Source organism: Rhodococcus sp. SG20037 (assembly GCF_031763325.1).
GTDB classification, from domain to species: domain Bacteria; phylum Actinomycetota; class Actinomycetes; order Mycobacteriales; family Mycobacteriaceae; genus Rhodococcus_F; species Rhodococcus_F qingshengii.
Window position 1 is genome coordinate 3,675,317 of record NZ_CP134497.1, and the last position, 19,414, is coordinate 3,694,730.

17 protein-coding genes are annotated in these 19,414 nt (G+C 62.4%); 7 read left to right on the plus strand and 10 right to left on the minus strand.

From position 1 onward, the window contains the following. Positions 1-42: 42 nt before the first annotated feature. Complete coding sequence (locus tag RHP72_RS16785) at positions 43-237, minus strand: DUF1918 domain-containing protein (protein ID WP_003941743.1); 195 nt, start codon at positions 235-237, stop codon at positions 43-45. A gap of 179 nt (positions 238-416) precedes the next feature. On the opposite strand from RHP72_RS16785, the gene RHP72_RS16790 reads away from it, so the two are divergent. Genes RHP72_RS16790 through RHP72_RS16800 form a run of 3 tightly spaced genes read left to right on the plus strand, consistent with a single transcriptional unit; the run spans position 417 to position 3,206 of the window. Beyond that, a complete protein-coding gene (locus tag RHP72_RS16790) occupies positions 417-2,429 on the plus strand; it encodes an MFS transporter (protein ID WP_165638794.1) in 2,013 nt (670 codons plus the stop codon). Between the two features lie 58 nt (positions 2,430-2,487). Further along, positions 2,488-3,078, plus strand: a complete 591-nt coding sequence (locus tag RHP72_RS16795; RefSeq protein WP_003941800.1) for a TetR/AcrR family transcriptional regulator — start codon at positions 2,488-2,490, stop codon at positions 3,076-3,078. Continuing rightward, entirely contained in the window at positions 3,075-3,206 is a 132-nt protein-coding gene (locus tag RHP72_RS16800; protein WP_256519392.1) for a hypothetical protein, read from the plus strand. Before RHP72_RS16795 ends, RHP72_RS16800 begins: the two co-directional genes overlap by 4 nt. Before the next feature lie 21 nt (positions 3,207-3,227). On the opposite strand, the gene RHP72_RS16805 is transcribed toward RHP72_RS16800, so the two are convergent. The 4 genes from RHP72_RS16805 to RHP72_RS16820 form a co-directional block, all read right to left on the minus strand. Beyond that, positions 3,228-3,641: an arsenate reductase ArsC gene (locus RHP72_RS16805; RefSeq protein ID WP_007733138.1), complete on the minus strand. Its 414-nt coding sequence runs from the start codon at positions 3,639-3,641 to the stop codon at positions 3,228-3,230. Continuing rightward, entirely contained in the window at positions 3,638-4,741 is a 1,104-nt protein-coding gene (gene arsB, locus RHP72_RS16810; protein WP_165638795.1) for an ACR3 family arsenite efflux transporter, read from the minus strand. Before arsB ends, RHP72_RS16805 begins: the two co-directional genes overlap by 4 nt. Beyond that, positions 4,738-5,124, minus strand: a complete 387-nt coding sequence (locus tag RHP72_RS16815; protein ID WP_165638796.1) for a metalloregulator ArsR/SmtB family transcription factor — start codon at positions 5,122-5,124, stop codon at positions 4,738-4,740. The genes arsB and RHP72_RS16815 overlap by 4 nt, the downstream gene beginning before the upstream one ends. Positions 5,125-5,188: 64 nt before the next feature. Beyond that, positions 5,189-6,073 (minus strand): metalloregulator ArsR/SmtB family transcription factor, encoded by an 885-nt coding sequence (locus RHP72_RS16820; RefSeq protein WP_054187266.1) that lies wholly within the window; start codon positions 6,071-6,073, stop codon positions 5,189-5,191. Between the two features lie 96 nt (positions 6,074-6,169). Here RHP72_RS16820 and RHP72_RS16825 point away from each other — a divergent pair, with 96 nt between their 5' ends. Further along, a complete protein-coding gene (locus RHP72_RS16825; RefSeq protein WP_165638797.1) occupies positions 6,170-7,531 on the plus strand; it encodes an NAD(P)-binding domain-containing protein in 1,362 nt (453 codons plus the stop codon). 69 nt (positions 7,532-7,600) lie between these two features. Next, a complete protein-coding gene (gene treZ / locus RHP72_RS16830) occupies positions 7,601-9,322 on the plus strand; it encodes a malto-oligosyltrehalose trehalohydrolase (RefSeq protein WP_311093627.1) in 1,722 nt (573 codons plus the stop codon). A gap of 21 nt (positions 9,323-9,343) precedes the next feature. Here treZ and RHP72_RS16835 read toward each other — a convergent pair whose 3' ends face one another. Continuing rightward, positions 9,344-10,888, minus strand: a complete 1,545-nt coding sequence (locus RHP72_RS16835) for an MFS transporter (RefSeq protein WP_311093628.1) — start codon at positions 10,886-10,888, stop codon at positions 9,344-9,346. Between the two features lie 128 nt (positions 10,889-11,016). Here RHP72_RS16835 and RHP72_RS16840 point away from each other — a divergent pair, with 128 nt between their 5' ends. Beyond that, entirely contained in the window at positions 11,017-11,538 is a 522-nt protein-coding gene (locus RHP72_RS16840) for a TetR/AcrR family transcriptional regulator (protein ID WP_007733148.1), read from the plus strand. 13 nt (positions 11,539-11,551) lie between these two features. Here the strand turns inward: RHP72_RS16840 and ilvA are convergent, their stop codons facing one another. From ilvA to RHP72_RS16855, 3 genes are all read right to left on the minus strand, one after another. Next, on the minus strand, positions 11,552-12,907 hold the full coding sequence (ilvA, locus tag RHP72_RS16845) for a threonine ammonia-lyase IlvA (RefSeq protein ID WP_007733150.1): 1,356 nt from the start codon (positions 12,905-12,907) through the stop codon (positions 11,552-11,554). A 78-nt stretch (positions 12,908-12,985) separates the two neighbouring features. Further along, positions 12,986-14,761 carry a pyruvate dehydrogenase gene (locus RHP72_RS16850; RefSeq protein WP_042452851.1) on the minus strand — a complete coding sequence of 592 codons (1,776 nt, stop codon included), beginning with the start codon at positions 14,759-14,761 and terminating at the stop codon, positions 12,986-12,988. A 97-nt stretch (positions 14,762-14,858) separates the two neighbouring features. Beyond that, a complete protein-coding gene (locus RHP72_RS16855) occupies positions 14,859-15,293 on the minus strand; it encodes a nitroreductase family deazaflavin-dependent oxidoreductase (protein ID WP_003941666.1) in 435 nt (144 codons plus the stop codon). Positions 15,294-15,479: 186 nt separating this feature from the next. On the opposite strand from RHP72_RS16855, the gene RHP72_RS16860 reads away from it, so the two are divergent. Next, the gene (locus tag RHP72_RS16860) at positions 15,480-15,713 is read left to right on the plus strand and encodes a hypothetical protein (RefSeq protein ID WP_003941759.1); all 234 of its coding nucleotides are present in this window, start codon (positions 15,480-15,482) and stop codon (positions 15,711-15,713) included. Positions 15,714-15,805: 92 nt separating this feature from the next. On the opposite strand, the gene dnaE is transcribed toward RHP72_RS16860, so the two are convergent. Further along, a complete protein-coding gene (gene dnaE / locus RHP72_RS16865) occupies positions 15,806-19,342 on the minus strand; it encodes a DNA polymerase III subunit alpha (RefSeq protein WP_007733155.1) in 3,537 nt (1,178 codons plus the stop codon). Between the last annotated feature and the right edge of the window lie 72 nt (positions 19,343-19,414).

A 19,414-nucleotide genomic window follows, 5' to 3' on the forward strand; every position in this document is an offset into this window, starting at 1 on the left:
CGCATTCGATGCAACGACCATGCATGGAAAGAATCGTGCAGCTCAGGAGCCTTTTCCGGGGTGATCTATCCAGCCGTCGCTACCGGGAAACACCAACGCCTCGTGGCCATTGTCGTACCTGACCAGATACGGAGGACCGCCGTCCTCGCCGTGCACCTCGAGAACCTCGGCAGTTACCTCCGCCTGCCCCACCACGCGCCCCTGGACGTGGAGACGGTCACCCACTTCGGCATGCATCACTCCTCCTCGCTGCCCGCTCGCGCAGGCGCAGACCAACCACTGACGTTGTTCCCGCCATGCCGACTCGGAAACCCTGGGGCGAGTTGCCGTCGTGAGAAATCGCATATTCACCGAAGGTGACAGCGACGGGTGAACAGTGGTTCACTCATGGGTGAATTCCTGTTCACCATCGCCGCGTGAAGGACCGTCTCTTGGCATTGCACTCGTCTCCGACCACTCGCCATTCAAGTCGGCTCATTACCGCAATTCTCTGTCTTTCCGGCACCGTGGTCGCGCTGCAACAAACGATGGTCATTCCGTTGTTGCCCGATTTCCCGAAGATCCTCGGCGTCAGCGCTGACGACGCCTCCTGGCTCGTCACCGTCACGCTCCTCACGAGTGCCGTCGCCACTCCGATCGTCTCCCGCCTGGCAGACATGTTCGGAAAACGACGCATGATGCTGATCTCGATGACGATGATCGTGGTCGGATCACTGGTCGCGGCGATCGGCGGCAACTTTGTCGCCCTGCTGATCGGACGTGGTCTCCAGGGCTTCGCGATCTCGATGATCCCCGTCGGAATCAGCATCATGCGGGACGAACTGCCCAAGGAGAAGGTGGCGTCGGCAACAGCGTTGATGAGTGCCACTCTCGGAATCGGCAGCGCACTCGGGCTCCCGCTGTCCGGGTTGATCTTCGAGCATCTGGGCTGGCCCGCCATCTTCTGGCTCTCGGCGATCGTGGGCGTCCTGCTGATCATCGCGGTAGCCGTCGTCGTCCCGGAATCGAGTGTTCGTACCCGCGGCAAATTCGACTTCCTGGGCGCGGTCATGCTCTCGACAGCACTCACGGCGATCCTCCTCGCCATCTCCAAGGGCGCCCGTTGGGGATGGACGAGCGAACTGACATTGCTGATGTTCGTCATCGGAATCGTGACTCTCGCATTGTGGTTCCCTTACGAACTCCGCGTCACCCAGCCGATGGTCGATCTACGAACGTCGGCCAAGCGGCCTGTTCTGCTGACCAACGTCGCCTCGATCCTCGTCGGCTTCTCGATGTACGCGAACAACCTCTCCACCACCCAACAACTTCAGATGCCGAAGATCTCCGGCTACGGCTTCGAACTGGGCGTGATGGCGGCCGGACTGTGCATGATTCCGGCAGGCCTCGCGATGGTCTTCTTCGCGCCCGTCTCCGCGAACATCACGAAGCGATTCGGAGCCAAGATCACCCTGATCGTCGGCGGCACGGTGCTCGCGCTCGCCTACATCGCGCGAGTGTTCCTGACCGGTTCGATAGCACTGATCATCATCAGCGCGGCGGTGGTCAGCATCGGAACCGCAATCGCCTACTCCGCGATGCCGATGCTGATCATGCGATCGGTTCCGATTACTGAAACCGCGTCGGCAAACGGCCTCAATTCGCTGCTCCGCTCAGTCGGTACTTCCACGTCCAGCGCGGTGGTTGCCGCCATGCTCACTTCGATGGTCATCCCGTCCGGGCCGGGCGAGGGCCTTCCGTCGATCGACGCCTTCAAGAACATCTTCTGGCTGGCCGCCCTCGCCGCCGTGGCTGCTGCCGCTGCCGCTGCGTTCATTCCTCGCCGCGGCGCAAAACCGGAAGCGGCACTTCGCCCGGTGACCCCGGAAGGGTTCGAGCTTCCCGACGCCGCCGTGTCCGAAACGGAAATTGTGGTTGCCGGTCGTGTGATCCGGGCCGACAGCCGACCGATCCGGCAGGCCGTTGTCACCGTGATGGACATGGAGGGTCGACCGATTGACTGGAGTCGCGCCGACAACGAAGGCAACTTCTCCCTCGCCCTACCCCGGCCCGGCCGGTACCTGGTGGTCACGAGCGCCGACGGTTGGTCCCCGAGATCACAGGTAATCAGCTTCGACAGCGCGCAATCGACGCACACCGTCGAACTCGGTGACCGCCTCACCATCTCCGGCAAGGTCGGAGTCGGCGGCCGAACAACCTCGGGAACCGTCGTCACACTCACGAAACCGACCGGCGAATTCGTCGCATCCACGGTCACCGACGGAACCGGGCACTACGGAATCGCACTTCCCACATCCGGCCGGTACATCCTGACCGCGCTGACCGAGAGCGGACACGGCACATTGGCTCGTCAGATAGCGGTCATCGCGCAGTCCACCGTCGTCGATTTCGACGTACCCGTCGATGCCGAGCCGTTGACGACAGTATGAACGCCAGTATGAGCAACCGAACGCATGGCGATCGGGTATCGAGGTGGAGGCGAGCGACATGAGCAGCGGCGAAGCCAGCATCCTCACAGCAGCGAAAGCCTTGTTCGCGGAACGAGGTTACGCATCGACGACCATCAAGGACATCGCGGTCGCAGCCGGCTACTCCCCTGCCCTGGTCATGAAGATCTACGGCAGCAAAGCTCGGCTGTACTCGGCTGCGATCCCGTCCGCACCTCCGATGGACGAGGATCCGAATGCCGACGCCACCGGAGACATCGGCTGTCAACTGGTCGAGAAACTTGTCGCTCGTAGAGAATCCGATGAAACCGATCCGTGGGCAATGCTCGCAGTACACGTTCACGAGGCGCCAGATCCGGCCGCCGCTCGGGCCGAGATCAAGCAACGATACGTTCACGGGATCGCGCGCCGCATCGGCGACACGGAGCCCGGTTTGGTACGCAGCCAGATCGTCGTCTCACTGCTGCTCGGACTGGCCACCGGCATGCGGACGCTCGAACTCCTCGGTGAGGATTCACTGTCGTCGGAGGATCTGATCCGGCGCTACGGAAGGCTGATTCAAATAGCCGTCGACGAAATCGAACCGGTATCCGAGCACGAATCGTTCATCAGTGACACGGTGGAGGAATGACTACTTACCGATACCTCGACGCCGACCGGAATCTCCTCGAAGAGAAAGATTTCGAAACCGAGCAGGACGCACAGGAATACCGACTCTCCGTCCTCGGTGCCGAACACATCGAGCCCACCGGCGAATGATCCTGTCGATTCCCGGATCGGTCAGGGAGACTTCGCTGCAGTGGTGAGTTCAGCGATCAAGGCTTGAACGCGCCGCTCGATTTCGTCACGGATCGGGCGAACTGCTTCAAGGCCCTGTCCGGCCGGGTCGTCGAGAACCCAGTCTCGGTAACTCTTGCCGGGGAAGATCGGGCACGTGTCGCCGCAGCCCATGGTGATGACGACATCCGAATCCTGGACGGCGTCGACAGTGAGGATCTTCGGAGACTGCGCTGAGATGTCGATACCGCGCTCTGCCATCGCCTCGACCGCTGCCGAATTGACGGTCTCGGCGGGTGCGGATCCGGCGGAACGGACCTCGATGGCGTCGCCTGCGAGATGGCTCAGAAATCCCGCGGCCATCTGAGATCGACCGGCATTGTGGACGCAGACGAACAACACCGATGGTTTGCTCATGACCTCGCTCTTTCTCGACTGGATGAAACCTCTTCGACTGCAAAGCGTTTGCGTAGAGCAAGGGAGACATAGACCAGCCCGACGAGCACCGGTACCTCGATCAGTGGGCCGACGACACCGGCAAGAGCTTGCCCCGAGGTGGCGCCGTAGGTGGCGATGGCTACCGCGATCGCGAGTTCGAAGTTGTTGCCCGCGGCGGTGAACGCCAGGGTCGTGGTGCGTTCATAGCCCAATCCGATTGCGGCGCCGAGGATGTAGCCTCCGCCCCACATGAGCGCGAAGTACGCGAGCAAGGGCAGCGCGATCCGGACGACATCCCAAGGCTGGGAGGTGATCTGTTCGCCCTGCATCGAGAAGAGCACGACGATGGTGAACAGCAGACCGTAGAGCGCCCAGGGGCTGATCTTGGGGATGAACTTGTTGTCGTACCAGTCGCGGCCTTTGGCGCGTTCGCCGAAGAAGCGGGACAGAAAACCTGCCAGCAGCGGGATACCGAGGAAGATCAGAACGGATTTGGCGATCTGCCAGGGCGAGGTGTCGATGGTGGTCTGTTCGAGGCCGAGCCACCCGGGCAGGACCGAGAGGTAGAACCAACCGAGCACGGCGAACATGATCACCTGGAACACCGAATTGATGGCGACCAGCACCGCGGCGGCTTCGCGGTCTCCGCAGGCCAGGTCGTTCCAGATGATCACCATCGCGATGCACCGAGCGAGACCGACGATGATCAAACCGGTTCGGTATTCCGGCAGGTCAGGCAGAAACAGCCAGGCGAGGGCGAACATCAGCGCCGGGCCGAGAACCCAGTTCAGGAACAGGGAGCCGGCGAGGAGTTTCTTGTCCCCGGTGACTGTGTCGAGGCGGTCGTAGCGGACCTTCGCCAGGACCGGGTACATCGTGATCAGCAGACCGAGGGCGATCGGTAGCGAGATGCCGTCGATCTGCACCTTGTCCAGGGCAGTGTTCACACCGGGGATCCAGCGTCCGACCAGCAGGCCGACGACCATGGCCACGCCGATCCAGACCGCCAGATAGCGGTCGAGGGTGGAGAGTTTTCCGACGACTTCGGGGTGTTCGGTGGTGGCAGCGGTGTTGCTCATGCGGTGACCTCAGCGCAAGCGTCCGCGGCACTCACGCTCGCACCTTCTACCAGCAGAACGGCGGAAAGCTGTTGCAGCGCAGCCGGAATAACCCAGTAGTACACCCAGGTCCCGCGTCGTTCACAATCGAGCAGCCCGGCCTGGCGCAACACCTTCAGGTGATGCGAGATAGTCGGCTGAGACAAGTCGAACGAGTCGGAGATGTCGCAGACGCAGGCTTCACCACCCTCGTGACTTGCCACCAAGCTGAGCAAGCGGAGACGAACCGGATCGCCGAGGGCCTTGAACATCCGAGACAAGTCGCCGGCCCAATCCTCGGTCAACGGTTCACGAACGAGCGGGGTGCAGCAAGCCTCGGAGCCCGGCAGCTCTTGATTCGACATTCTTCGATATTGACAGATATCGAATCAACGCGCAATCGGGCATCCGGTCAGCCGGATCCCGGACTCATCCCTCGGCGATCGCCGTTCGACGCTCGAGCAGAACAGTGTCGCGCCACACGCCGTCGAGTTCGGCAATCTTCTCGCGAAGGCCGACCGTTCGAAACCCGGCCGAATGATGGAGCGAGATGGAGGCACGGTTCTCCGGGAACATCGACGTCTGCAGAGTCCAGAGTCCGTCGGCGTCGGCGGCCATGACTTGCTTGCGCAACAACGCCTTTCCGACGCCACGACCACGCATGCCGTCCGCAACGTACACGGAGTTCTCGGCAACCCCGCGGTAGCAGTCACGCTCGGAAACCGGACTCAACGCAGCCCATCCGACAACAACACCCCCGATAGTCGCCACCCATCGATGCTGCGGCAGCCACCGTTCGTGGAGATGCTCACGCGAGGGGACCTCAGCGGCAAAGGTGGCATTTCGGGTGTCGATACCCTCGCCGTAAATACGGCGAACCGCATCCCAGTCATCGTCGATCATGGCCCGGACAGAGACATCGTCGGGCAGATCACTCGGGCAGCACGGACGCGGAGCAAGGACTCCCATCACCACATCCGCCGCCTGCGGCAAGGCAACGCAACACGTCGGACTCATCGCGACGACCGTGCTCGTCCCTTCCTTACGCATGGTCACAAAACCCACATCGGCGAGCTTGCGCAGGTGGTGCGACACCGTCGGTTGCCCGATCCCCAACGCCTCGGCGAGCGCTCCGACGGTAATACCACCGACCGCGCTCGCTACCCGGTGAAGCAATCGGACGCGCATCGGCTCGGCAAGGCAGGCGAACCACTGCGCGTAGGTATCGGCATCGCCCTGCGCGAGGACGGAAGAACGGATCTGATCCGAGTCCGAATCTCCGACTCGCACCGTCGGAGTCTGCAGCGAAGTCATCTCTCCACTATATCGACAGCTGTCGATGGTTGCCTACATTGATGATCGTCGATACAGTTCCCCGTAGATCGATAATCGTCGATGAAAGGCGCGAAAATGAACCCCCTACCCGTTGTCGTGATCGGGGCCGGCCCGATCGGCCTGGCAGCCGCGGCAGAACTGCGCGAGCGCGGACTCACACCCCTTGTATTCGAGCGCGGAACCACAGCCGGTGCTGCGATCTCCGAGTGGAATCACGTTCGACTGTTCTCCCGGTGGTCCGAACTCGTCTCCCCCGCCGCGCGGCGGCTCCTCGACCAGAATGGATGGAGCTCACCCGACGGGCAGACCTATCCGACCGGCCGGCAATGGCGCGAGCTCTACCTCGAACCACTCGCCTCGGCCCTCGCCGACCTGGTCCAGTTCGACACCGAGGTGATCGGCGTAGCTCGACGCGGACGTGACCTGGTCGTCGACGCCGGACGCGACAGCGAACCCCTCTCGATTCACCTGCGGCGCCGGGACGGAACCGAGGATCGGATGTTCGCCCAGGCCGTTGTGGATGCGTCCGGCACCTGGGGCACCCCCAACCCGCTCGGTGGTGAAGGTCTTCCTGCACTCGGCGAAGGCGCTGTGGGTACTGCGATCCGGTACCGGGTTCCTGATCTCGACGATCCGGCTGTGCGGGCACAGTTCGCCGGAAAACACACGGTCATCGCAGGTAGTGGCCACTCCGCGCTGACGGCGATCGTTGCGCTGTCAGGGTTGGCGGAGCAGGCTCCGAGCACCCGCATCACCTGGGCGGTCCGCCGAGGAAACATCGGCTCTGCATTCGGAGGCGGCGACGCTGACGAACTGCCCGCGCGCGGCGCCCTGGGATTGCGCGCAAAGAAGGCCGTCGAGGATGGCCTGTTGAGAGTCGTCACCGGCTTCCGCACCGCAGACGTGACAACTACCCCTTCGGGACAACTCATACTTGCCTCCGATGCGGGTGATCGCATCGAGAACGTGGACAACGTCATAGCGCTGACCGGCTTCCGCCCCGATCTGTCCTGGCTCTCGGAAATTCGACTCGGCCTCGACCCGGTCTTACAAGCACCGGTCGAGCTTGCTCCGCTGATCGATCCGAACGTCCACTCGTGCGGCACCGTTTACCCGCATGGCGCGAAGGAGCTTCGCCATCCGGAGCCGGGGGTGTACTTGGCAGGAATGAAAAGCTACGGCCGAGCACCCACCTTCCTGGCGATGACCGGCTACGAGCAGGTTCGCAGCATCGCGGCCGAGCTCGCCGGCGATCACGAAGCAGCGGCCCGCGTCGAGTTGATCCTTCCGGAGACCGGAGTCTGCGGCGGCGCAGGTATTTTCGACGAACCTGACACAGCAGAAACCGACACAGGGAAAGCCGAGGGCGGATGCTGCAGCGCCCCCGCTCCGAAACTGATCACGCTGTCTGCACCGTCCGGCAACACCTGCGGATAGAAACAGTCCTTGACGACGGAACCAGCCCGCCGGGCTGCCACATCCGGCCGAACAAGGCATGCTGATCGTGTGCATACTTTCGAGGTCTGGGCGCCCACACCGGAATCGGTCCGGGTCGAAGTCGACGGCATCACGCACGAGATGGACCGGACCGACGACGGGTGGTGGCGCGCCGAGGTCGACTGCGACAACCGCGCTCGCTACGGCTTTGTCGTCGACGGTCAAATACTCCCGGATCCGCGTTCACCACGCCAGCCCGAAGGCGTGCACCTTCGCTCCCAGTTGCATCAGCTCGACGAGGCGTCCTGGACCGACTCTCAGTGGACCGGACGACAACTCCCAGGATCATCGGTCTACGAACTGCACATCGGAACGTTCACCCCCGAAGGAACATTCGACGCCGCGATCGAACGTCTCGATCACCTGGTAGACCTCGGCGTCGGCTTCGTGGAAATCATGCCGGTCAACGGCTTCAACGGAACTCACAACTGGGGCTACGACGGTGTGCTCTGGTACACGGTCCACGAGATCTACGGTGGCCCGGACGGATTGCAACGCTTGGTGAATGCGGCCCACGAACGCGGACTCGGCGTGATTCTTGACGTGGTCTACAACCACCTGGGCCCGTCGGGCAACTACCTCGAAAAGTTCGGCCCCTACATTGCCGATGGAGCGAACACCTGGGGCCGAACGATCAACATCGGCGGTCCGCAGTCGGGCGAGGTTCGCGAGTACATCATCGGGAATGCCCTGCGATGGATGCGCGATTTCCACATCGACGGTCTACGCCTCGACGCCGTCCACGCGTTGGTCGATCACACCGGAACGCACATCCTCGAGGAACTCGCCGTCCGAACGGAAACACTGTCGGCCCATCTGGGCCGACCGCTCACGTTGATTGCCGAAAGTGATCTCAACGACGCCACTCTGATCACGCCACGAGCGGCCGGCGGGTTCGGCTTGGACGCGCAGTGGGACGACGACATCCACCACACGATTCACACGGCCGTGTCCGGCGAACGCCAGGGTTATTACGCCGACTTCGGATCCTTGGAATCCCTTGCAAATACATTGCGGCGCGGTTTCTTCCACGCCGGAACGTATTCCTCGTTCCGTGGACGGGTTCACGGCCGGCCGATCGACATCACGCATCAGCCCGCCAGCGCCCTGCTCGCGTACACGTGCACCCACGATCAGATCGGCAACCGCGCGATCGGGGACCGCCCGAGCGCCTATCTGACGCCAGGACAATTGGCGATCAAGGCGGCGCTGGTCCTGCTATCGCCGTACACGCCGATGCTGTTCATGGGCGAGGAATGGGGAGCGACCACGCCGTTCCAGTTCTTCACCTCGCATCCGGAACCGGAACTCGGCGAGGCCACTGCCAAAGGCCGCAAAGCGGAGTTCGCGGCGCACGGCTGGAACAGTGACGACATTCCGGATCCGCAAGACCCACAGACATTTCTGCGATCGAAACTGGACTGGGACGAGCGAGACGACGAGACACGCGCTCGCGTCCTGGCCTGCTATCGCGATCTACTTGCCCTGCGCAGGAAGCGAATCGAGATCACCGACCCTTGGCTGGGGCACCTGCACGTCGACTACGACGAGGACGACCAGTGGATCACCCTGCGCCGCGGCGCATTACAGATCGTGTGCAATCTGGGAACGGACGCGGCCTCGGTCCCGGCCGGCGGAACCCCCATCCTCTGGTGGGATCCGCCGACACAGGACGAGACCGCGTCCGCAACAGTGGTGCCGGGGCACTCGTTCGTCGTACTCGAAAGCTGACTAACTCTCGAGATTCCGGTATTAACGCTTCGCGTTCTCTGGTGTACTCCGCAGCATCCTCAACACCAATGCGGCACTGACGAACAGAACCAAAGCTGTTGCACCGGCAGCAACGTGCATACCGTCGACAAACGCCGACTTCGCGGAATCGGCAAGCACCGAACCGAGTTCACCAGGTAGGTACGTTGCTTCCTGCAGGGCACCGCCGAGTGTGCCCTGTGCAGCGTGCACCTGATCTGCTTCGAGCATCGAGGTGTCGATTCCCTTGCGGAAGATCGCCATCACCACGCTGCCCAGGATCGCCACGCCGAGCGCGATGCCGAGTTCGTACGCGGTCTCCGACACAGCGGACGCAGCGCCGGCGCGTTCGGGTTCCACCGAGCTGACCACGAGATCCGATGTCAACGTCAACGCGACACCGACACCAGCACCGGCCAGACCGAAGCCGATCACGAACATCAACGGGCCGCTGTCGACGCCGAGCGCGAGCAGCATCGCAGCACCGATACCGGCAACCGCGAGGCCCGCGCTGAGCACGTGAGACACCGACCATCGGCGAATCAACCAGGCCGCCGCAACCGCGGTGAATGCGCTGAGCAACATACCCGGGAGCATCAGCAGGCCGGCGTCGAGCGCCGAGTTACCGAGCACCAACTGCAGGTACTGCGAGCCGAAGAACAGGACACCTGCCAGCGCGAAGATCGAGAGCAGGTTGGTGATGACGGCGGTGGAGAACGACGCGTTGGCAAACAGCTTCAGATCCAACATCGGATCCTTCAGCATCCGCTGACGACGCACGAACACGTAACCCGCCGCGAGACCAACAAGGCCGATCACCAGCAACGTGATGCTGACGCCGTGCACCACGGATTCCTTGACCGCGTACACCAGCGGCAACATGGTCGCCATCGACAGACCAGCGCTGATGAGGTCGAATCGACCCGGATTGGGGTCTTTCGACTCCGGGATCAGGATCGGGCCGAGTACAACCAGCGCGATCATGACCGGAATGTTGATCAAGAAGACCGAACCCCACCAGAAGTGCTCGAGCAACCAACCACCGACCAAAGGGCCTGCCGCTGTACCGCCACCGGCCATCGCGCCCCAGACACCGATTGCCTCGGTGCGCTGACGCGGGTTGACGAAGATCGTGCGGATCAGACCGAGGGTGGCAGGCATCAGCGTTGCGCCGGAAATACCCTGCAGCACGCGGGCGGCAATGAGCATCTCGGGACTGACAGCGAGAGCGGCGATGATCGAGGCGAGACCGAAGCCGACTGCGCCGATCAGGAGCAGTTTTCGCCTACCGATCCGGTCACCGAGCGTACCCATGGTGATGAGCAGACCGGCGAGCACGAACGAATAGACGTCGATGATCCACAGCAACTGCGTGCTGCTCGGTTCGAGGTCGGCGCTGATGAACGGAAGCGCAAGATCGAGCACCGTGCCGTCGACTGCGATGAGCAACACAGCAAAGGCAAGGACTATCAAGCCCGCCCAGTCACGCTTTGTCGCCCGAACCTCGTCGGGATTGATTGCAGACGTGTGATCTGCCGACACTGACATTGCTCCCCTGCGACTTTCTCTGAGTTCTTTCGAAAAGACTTCACTGCACCGTCCAGCCGGTACAGTAGGTCTACGGTAACAGTGAACCGTCCGAGCGGTAAAGTTATTTCCGGGTAGGGTCACATCACATGGCTGCCGACACTCGCGATCGAATTCTCGACGCACTGGAGAAGCTGCTGCTGGTCAGCGGCGTTGCCCAAGTCACGCTCGAAGGCGTTGCCGCCGAAGCCGGGGTTTCCAAGGGCGGACTTCTCTATCACTTCCCCAGCAAGGAAGCACTGCTCGCGGCGATGGTCCGCAGACTCGGAGAACGCTCGGATCAGCAACTCGAAGACGCCGTAGCAGGCGGTACGACGGTCACCGAGTTCTATCTGCAGATCCCCGATGCGAACGAAAGCGAAGAACTCTCACTCTTCCGGTCGATCATCGCGGCACTGAGAACAGTCGACGGACAACACGACGAAATCCAGAAAGCCGTCACACATGTGATGCGGAGCTGGGACAAGGGCCTTCAGACCGAGATCGCCGACCCTGTGCAGGCCGAGATCATCCGACTCGTCGGCGACGGCCTGTATCTGGCGGCTATGCTCGGGCTCCCCCAGCCGGATCCCGAATTGCATCGACAGGTGGTCGAGCGACTGCGGCCCTGACCGGGGGCGTCTCTTACGTCAGATAGCGGTACGCCGGGCTTCCCGGCTCGAGCCTCTCGGACTGCATCGGCGCGCGCTCCATCCGCTCGAGTAACGCCGCCAACCCGTCGGCGGAACCGAGTTCGATACCCACCAACGCGGCACCCGTCTCGCGATTGTTTCGCTTGACGTACTCGAACAGCGCGATGTCGTCGTCCGGCCCCAGCACGTCCGAAAGGAAGCGACGCAACGCTCCCGGTTCCTGCGGAAAGTCCACCAGGAAGTAGTGCTTGAGCCCGAGGTGAACGAGCGAACGCTCGAGAATTTCGCCGTAACGGGAGACGTCGTTGTTGCCACCGGAGATCAGGCACACGACGGTCGAACCCGGCTCGAACGTCAAATTCTGAAGTGCCGCAACGGAAAGCGCACCCGCAGGTTCGGCGATGATGCCCTCGCTCTGATACAGCTCGAGCATCGCCGTGCAGATAGCGCCCTCGTCGATCTGATTGACGACAAAGGATCCCGAACCGGACCGTGTCTGAAGTTGACGAGCCACGAGCGGCAACGACGCGTGCGACACCACGGCGGCACCCAGACGTGAGACGACCTCGTAGGGAACATCGCCGATCCTCTTGACCGCTGCTCCGTCGACAAATGGATCGACGTCGGGAAGAGTCACCGGGCCCCCGGCAACAAGAGCGGCCGTCATTGACGCCGCACCGGACGGCTCGATCCCGACGATCGACGTCTTCGGCGACCGTTCGTGCAGGTAGGTGGCGATGCCCGCAATGCAACCGCCGCCGCCGACCGGCACGACGATCGTGTCGAGAGGGGCGTCCAATTGCGTGAGAATCTCCGCTGCAATGGTTCCTTGCCCCGCAGCGGTGCGCACGTCGTCGAACGGCGGAACCATGGTTGCGCCGGTTTCGGCTACGTCCTCCGCGGCCGCAGCAGCGGCGGCGTCATAGGTCTCACCGATCATGAACAGTTCGACAAACGCTCCACCGTGCGCGCGGATGCGATCACGCTTCTGCTTGGGGGTATTGGCCGGAACGTAGATCCGACCCTTGATCTGCATCGTTCGGCACGCGAAAGCAACACCCTGCGCATGGTTACCGGCACTGGCAGTCACTACGCCGGCACCGCGTTCGGCCTCGTTGAGCTGAGCGATCAGGTTGTACGCGCCACGAATCTTGTACGAACGAACGCCCTGGAGGTCCTCACGCTTGAGATACACGTGTGCCCCGGTCAACGCCGAAAGACGATCGCTGTACTGCAGGGGCGTCGCCGCAATGACGTGCTGAATTCGCTCGATGGCCGCGTCGATCTCCTGCGCGTCGAGCGCGGGGACGGTGGACTTCGTTACTACGACATCGGGCGAGTTAGACACCCCGCCATTTTCGCACGTCGGAGATCAACCTTCCCACCACCCCGCCCCGCATGGTCTGCGAGGCAGGGTGGCGGTAGGTCAGCCGCGCGGATCCAACTGTGAGGGACGTGGCACGTTCCGCAGATTCGACTTGGCCATCTGTACTGCCTCGCCGACGCCGCCGTTCATCACCATCTTCGACATCGCCAAAGCGAAGCCCTTCATCTGACCACCGGTGATGGTGGGCGGCAACGACAATGCCAACGGATCGGTCACCAGATCCACCAAGGCCGGACCGTCATGATCGAGCGCGGCGCGTAGGCCCGCTTCGATGTCCGCAGGATTCTCGATTCGGCGCGAGAAGATACCGAGCGCAGCAGCAACCGCCGCGTAGTCGACCGCGGGCACGTCGACCCCGAAATCCGGAAGGCCGTCGACCAGCATCTCGAGCTTGACCATTCCGAGCGTCGAGTTGTTGAACACCACGATCTTGACCGGCAACTTGTACATCGCGACGGTGACCAACTCACCGAGCAGCATCGACAATCCACCGTCGCCCGACACCGAGATGACCTGACGCCCCGGACTCGACCATGCAGCACCCATCGCATGTGGGAGCGCATTGGACATCGATCCGTGCAGCGCCGAGGAGATGAAGCGTCTCGATCCGTTCGGATTGAGATAGCGCGCCGTCCACACGTTGCACATCCCGGTGTCGGCGGTGAAGATTGCGTCGTCGGCTGCCAGATCGTCCAAGATCGAGGCCGCATACTCGGGGTGAATCGGCGTGCGCTGCTTGACCGGATCCGTGTATGCACCAACCACTTTGGTCATCAGAGTGTTGTGCTTGGCGAGCGTGTCCTCCAGGAACCCGCGGTCGGTCTTTCGATCGAGCTGCGGAATCAGTGCGCTCAAGGTGCTCGCGACGTCGCCGTGCACAGCCAGGTCCAGGCTGGTTCGACGCCCCAACCGCTCGGCCGCGATGTCGATCTGAGCGGTACGAACGTCGTCGGGCAAGAACTGATCGTAGGGAAAGTCCGTACCGATCAGGAGCAGGAGATCGGCGCCGTGGATACCGTCGTGCGCCGCACCGTAACCGAGCAATCCGGTCATCCCGACGTCGTATGGATTGTCGTACTGGATCCATTCCTTGCCACGCAGTGAATGCCCGATGGGAGCGCCGACGGTTTCGGCCAACGCCAGAACCTCCGCGCGCGCATCTCGCACGCCCGCGCCGGCGAAGATCGCAACTTTGCGTGCGCCGTTGATCACGTCTGCCAACGCCTTGACGTCACCGGCATCCGGAACGACTGTCGGCCTTCGAGTTTCGACGAGTGTCGGCGGGGTGCCTTCTGCCGGACAATCGGCGATGTCCCCGGGAAGCACGATCACCGAGACGCCGTTTCGAGCCACCGAATGCTGAATCGCCGACTGCACCACGCGTGGTGATTGGACTGCCGTGCTGACGAGTTCGGTGTAACTCGAACATTCGATGAAGATCCGCTCGGGATGCGTTTCCTGAAAGTAACCCATTCCGATCTGGGCGCTGGGGATGTGCGAGGCGATCGCGAGGACCGGCGCGCCCGAACGATGAGCGTCGTACAGGCCGTTGATCAGGTGAAGGTTTCCGGGACCGCAGGATCCGGCACACACTGCGAGTTTTCCGGTGATCTGGGCATCCGCTGCGGCCGCAAAGGCGGCTGCTTCCTCATGCCGGACGTGTATCCAATCGATTCCGCCCTTCTCGGAACCACCGGTGCGACGAACCGCATCGACGATGGGATTGAGACTGTCACCGACAATGCCGTAGATCCGACTGACACCCGCGTCAACGAGCTGCTGAACCAATTGATCTGCAACGGTTTTCGGACTCATCAGACCTCCATGACACACTCACGGGAGTCGGGATCGCCGACCCCCGGGAGTGACGATTTACTTGTGATTGATGCAGCGCTTCTTGTGGAATGCGGGGTTACTTGGGTTCGAGCACGAACACCGGAATCTCACGATCGGTCTTCGTCTGATAATCGGCGTAGTCGGGGTACGCAGCGACAGCGCGCTCCCACCAGACCGCCTTCTCGTCGCCGGTGACTTCTCGAGCAACCAGGTCGAAGACCTGCGTCGCGTCACGCAGCGTGACGTGCGGGTCGGCTTTGACGTTGTAGTACCAGACCGGATTCTTCGGGGCGCCACCGAGCGAAGCCACAACGGCATACGAACCGTCGTGCTCGACCCGCATCAGCGGCGTCTTCCTGACCTTGCCGGACTTTGCCCCGATGGTCGTGAGAACGACGACGGGCATGCCGTTCATGTCGTTTCCCTCGGTGCCACCGGAGTTCTCGATGCGTGCGACCTGATCGGCGGCCCACGACGCTGGACTGGGTTCGTACTCACCTGTGATTGGCATGTGTACCAGTGAACACCCACTCGAGCACCTTGGCCACCGAACCACGCCGACCAGGCCTGTCGCCCGCGCACTCCCCTGGTTGATCGATTAAGTGAGCTGCCGATCAATAAAGTTCGCTTGCCCGAACTCTCATCTCTGGCTACTCTGAAACCACAGCTTCGAACAGCCGTATCGGAAAGGGACGAGATGACCACCGCAGATATCTCCACTCGCGAATCACGCCCCTCCCCCGACTATTGCGTCGATCTGGCCGGAACTCGGTGGCCGCTGTACAAGATCGAAGCTCTCGTGGTCGGGTTCGTGCTGTTCGTCGTCGCCGGTGCCGTCACGCAGTCGATGCAGGTGGCCGTACTGACTGCCGCAACGGCCGCTGTAGTCACGTGGTGGGTACGGCGCGTGCACTACTCACGCACCACCTGATCACCGCACTCCCCCGAACTCCCGCGAACCACGAAGGGACCTTGCTGCATCAGCAGCAAGGTCCCTTCGTTCGGTTCAGGTCCGCTCGGCGGTCAGACCGTCAGGCAACTCGGTCCGAGCAATGCCTTCAGGTCGCCCATCAGTGCCGAGGACGGTTCGACCCGAAGGACGTCGTCGACCTTCCACAAGCTGATTTCGGTTCCACCGATCAGCCGAACGTGAACGTCGGATGTTCCGGGGTGCCTGGTCAGCACCTGCTTGAGAGCACTGAGCTTGTCCTTGGTGCATTGGCGAAGCGGCAGCGAGACCGACAGGGGACGCGCGACCCCGATCGCCGAAATATCAGGCACCGCAAGGTCGTTGCCGATCAGCGACATCCGATCGTCTCGGATCGAAACGCGAGCCTTGACCAACACGATGGCATCCTCGGCGATGTCCATCCCGTAAACGGCGTACGCCTGCGGGAAGAACAGCACCTCGATTCCACCCACGAGATCTTCGAGCTGCACGATGCACCAGGTCAGACCGTTCTTGTTGACCCGGCGGTCCACCGAGGCAATGATGCCGCCGAGAGTTACCTGGGCACCGTCCTGAACGCCGCCTTCGAGTATCGCAGCGATGGACGTGTCGGACTGCTGGCGAAGAATGTGCTCGACACCGTTGAGCGGGTGACCGGAAACGTACAGCCCCAGCATCTCTCGTTCGAGTGCCAGGCGATGCTTGGAGTCCCACTCCTCCTCGGGAATCTTGACGTCGAACACCGAGGTGATCGACTCGTCCGCCTCGGCACCGCCGAAGAGGTCGAACTGTCCGATCGCCTCTGCCTTCTTGGTGCTCATCACGGAATCGATGGCGTCGGCATGAACCAACATCAGGCCCTTGCGCGGGTGACCCAACGAGTCGAAAGCACCGGCCTTGATGAGAGATTCGGTGACCTTCTTGTTGCAAGCCATCGCGTCGATCTTGCCGAGATAGTCGGAGAAATCGGTGAACTTCGATTTCTCGGTGCGCGCCTTGATGATCGAAGCGACGACGTTGGCGCCGACGTTGCGCACCGACCCCATACCGAAACGGATGTCGTCGCCGACGGTCGCGAAGTCGACGCGTGACTCGTTGACGTCCGGTGGGAGAACGGTGATGCCCAACTTGCGGCAGTCGGCGAGGTAGATCGCGGACTTGTCCTTGTCGTCACCGACGGAGGTCAGCAGACCCGCCATGTACTCGGCCGGGTAGTTCGCCTTGAGGTACGCAGTCCAGTACGACACGAGTCCGTAGCCGGCGGAGTGCGACTTGTTGAACGCGTACCCGGCGAAGGGAAGGACCGTGTCCCACAGCGCCTTGATGGCGGCTTCGCTGAAGTTGTTGTCCAACATGCCCTGCCGGAAGCCGGCGTAGGCCTTTTCCAGCTCGGACAGCTTCTTCTTACCCATGGCGCGACGCAGCAAGTCGGCCTGACCCAGGGTGTAACCGGCCACCTTCTGCGCCAGTTGCATGATCTGCTCCTGGTAGATGATCAGGCCGTATGTCTCCGAGAGGATCTCCGCTAGCGGCTCCTCCAGCTCGGGGTGAATCGGCTTGACGTCTTCCAAGGCGTTCTTGCGCTTGGCGTACGAGATGTGGGCGTCCACACCCATCGGTCCCGGTCGATACAGCGCCAATGCGGCGACGATGTCGCCGAATCCGGTGGGCTGCATCAGTTTCAGCAACTCGCGCATACCGCCGCCGTCGAGCTGGAACACACCGAGAGTGTCGCCGCGGGCGAGCAGTTCGTATGTTGCCGCATCGTCCATCGGCAACGTGTCGAGGTCGAGGTCGATGCCGCGGTTGGCTTTGATGTTCTCGAGCGTGTCGCCGATAACCGTGAGGTTTCGCAGACCGAGGAAGTCCATCTTGAGCAGACCGATGGCTTCACACGAGGGGTAGTCCCACCCGGTGATGATGGCGCCGTCCTGGGCGCGCTTCCAGACCGGGATTGCGTCGGTGAGCGGTTCGGACGACATGATGACCGCGCAGGCGTGCACACCGGCGTTACGGATCAGCCCCTCCAGACCCACCGCGGTCTTGTAGATCTTCGCGACGTCCGGGCTGGAGTCGATGAGTGCTCGAACCTCGACTGCCTCCTTGTACCGCTCGTGCTTCGGATCGGTGATTCCGGAAACAGAGATGTCCTTGGCCATGATGGGCGGCGGGAGTGCCTTGGTGATCTGATCGGCGATGGCGAAGCCCGGCTTGCCGAACTGGACGCGAGCCGAGTCCTTGATGGCAGCCTTGGTCTTGATGGTGCCGAAGGTGATGACCTGGGCGACCTTGTCGTTGCCCCACTTGTCCGTCGCGTAGCGAACCATCTCGCCGCGACGGCGATCATCGAAGTCGATATCGATATCGGGCATGGACACACGCTCGGGGTTGAGGAATCGCTCGAACAGCAACCCGTACGGGATGGGGTCGATGTTGGTGATACCCATCGCGTAGGCCACCAACGAGCCGGCAGCCGATCCACGGCCGGGCCCGACACGGATCCCGACGTCCTTGGCGTGGTTGATCAGGTCGCCGACCACGAGGAAGTAGGCCGGGAAGCCCATTTCGTTGATGACGCCGATCTCGTAGTCGGCGCGGGCGAGGTACTCCTGCGGCGGTCCGCTCGGGAATCGGCGATCGAGTCCGCGCATCACCTCGGCGCGCAGGAAGGTCTGCTGCGTGTGTCCCTCCGGGACCGGGAAGATCGGCATGCGGTCGTGGAACGCCCACACGTCCTCGTACGACTGCACACGCTCGCCGATGGCAACGGTGTTGTCGCATGCCCCCGGTACCTCGTTGTCCCAGATGGCGCGCATCTCGGCAGCGGACTTGAGGTAGTAGCCGTCGCCGTCGAACTTGAAGCGAGTGGGGTCGGAGAGCGTCTTGCCGGTCTGAATGCAGAGCAGCGCCTCGTGATTCTCAGCGGCGTCCTTGGTGACGTAATGGCAGTCGTTGGTGGCAAGTGGCGGAATACCGAGTTGCTTGCCGATGTCGAGCAGACCCTCTCGCACACGGCGCTCGATCGAGAGACCGTGATCCATCAGTTCGAGGAAGAAGTTGTCCGGGCCCCAGATCTCCTGCCACTTCGCGGCAGCTTCGAGAGCCTCGCGATCGTGACCGAGACGAAGGCGGGTCTGGATCTCACCGGACGGGCAACCCGTGGTCGCGATGATGCCCTCGGCGTGCGCGGCGATGAGCTCCTCGTCCATGCGTGGCCATTTACCGAGCTGGCCCTCGATGGACGCGAGCGACGACAGCTTGAAGAGGTTGCGGAGTCCGGTCGCGTTCTCGGCCACCATCGTCATATGGGTGTACGCACCGCTACCGGAGACGTCGTCGGACTTCTGGCTGCGATCGCCCCACAGAACTCGCTTGGTGTTGAAGCGAGACTCGGGTGCGATGTAGGCCTCGATGCCGATGATCGGCTTGATGCCGGCGCTCTTTGCCTCGTTGTAGAACTGGCTGGCGCCGTACATGTTTCCGTGGTCGGTCATGCCGACTGCGGTCATTTCGAGACGAGCGGCCTCCTCGAACATGGCGCCGACCTTGGCCGCACCGTCGAGCATCGAGTACTCGGTGTGATTGTGAAGATGTACGAACGAGTCAGCCACGTGCGCCTCTCTGAAGGTCTGGGAGCGAGATCGAGTGTATGCCGCGCTGCCGACACGACCGGCGACCGACGT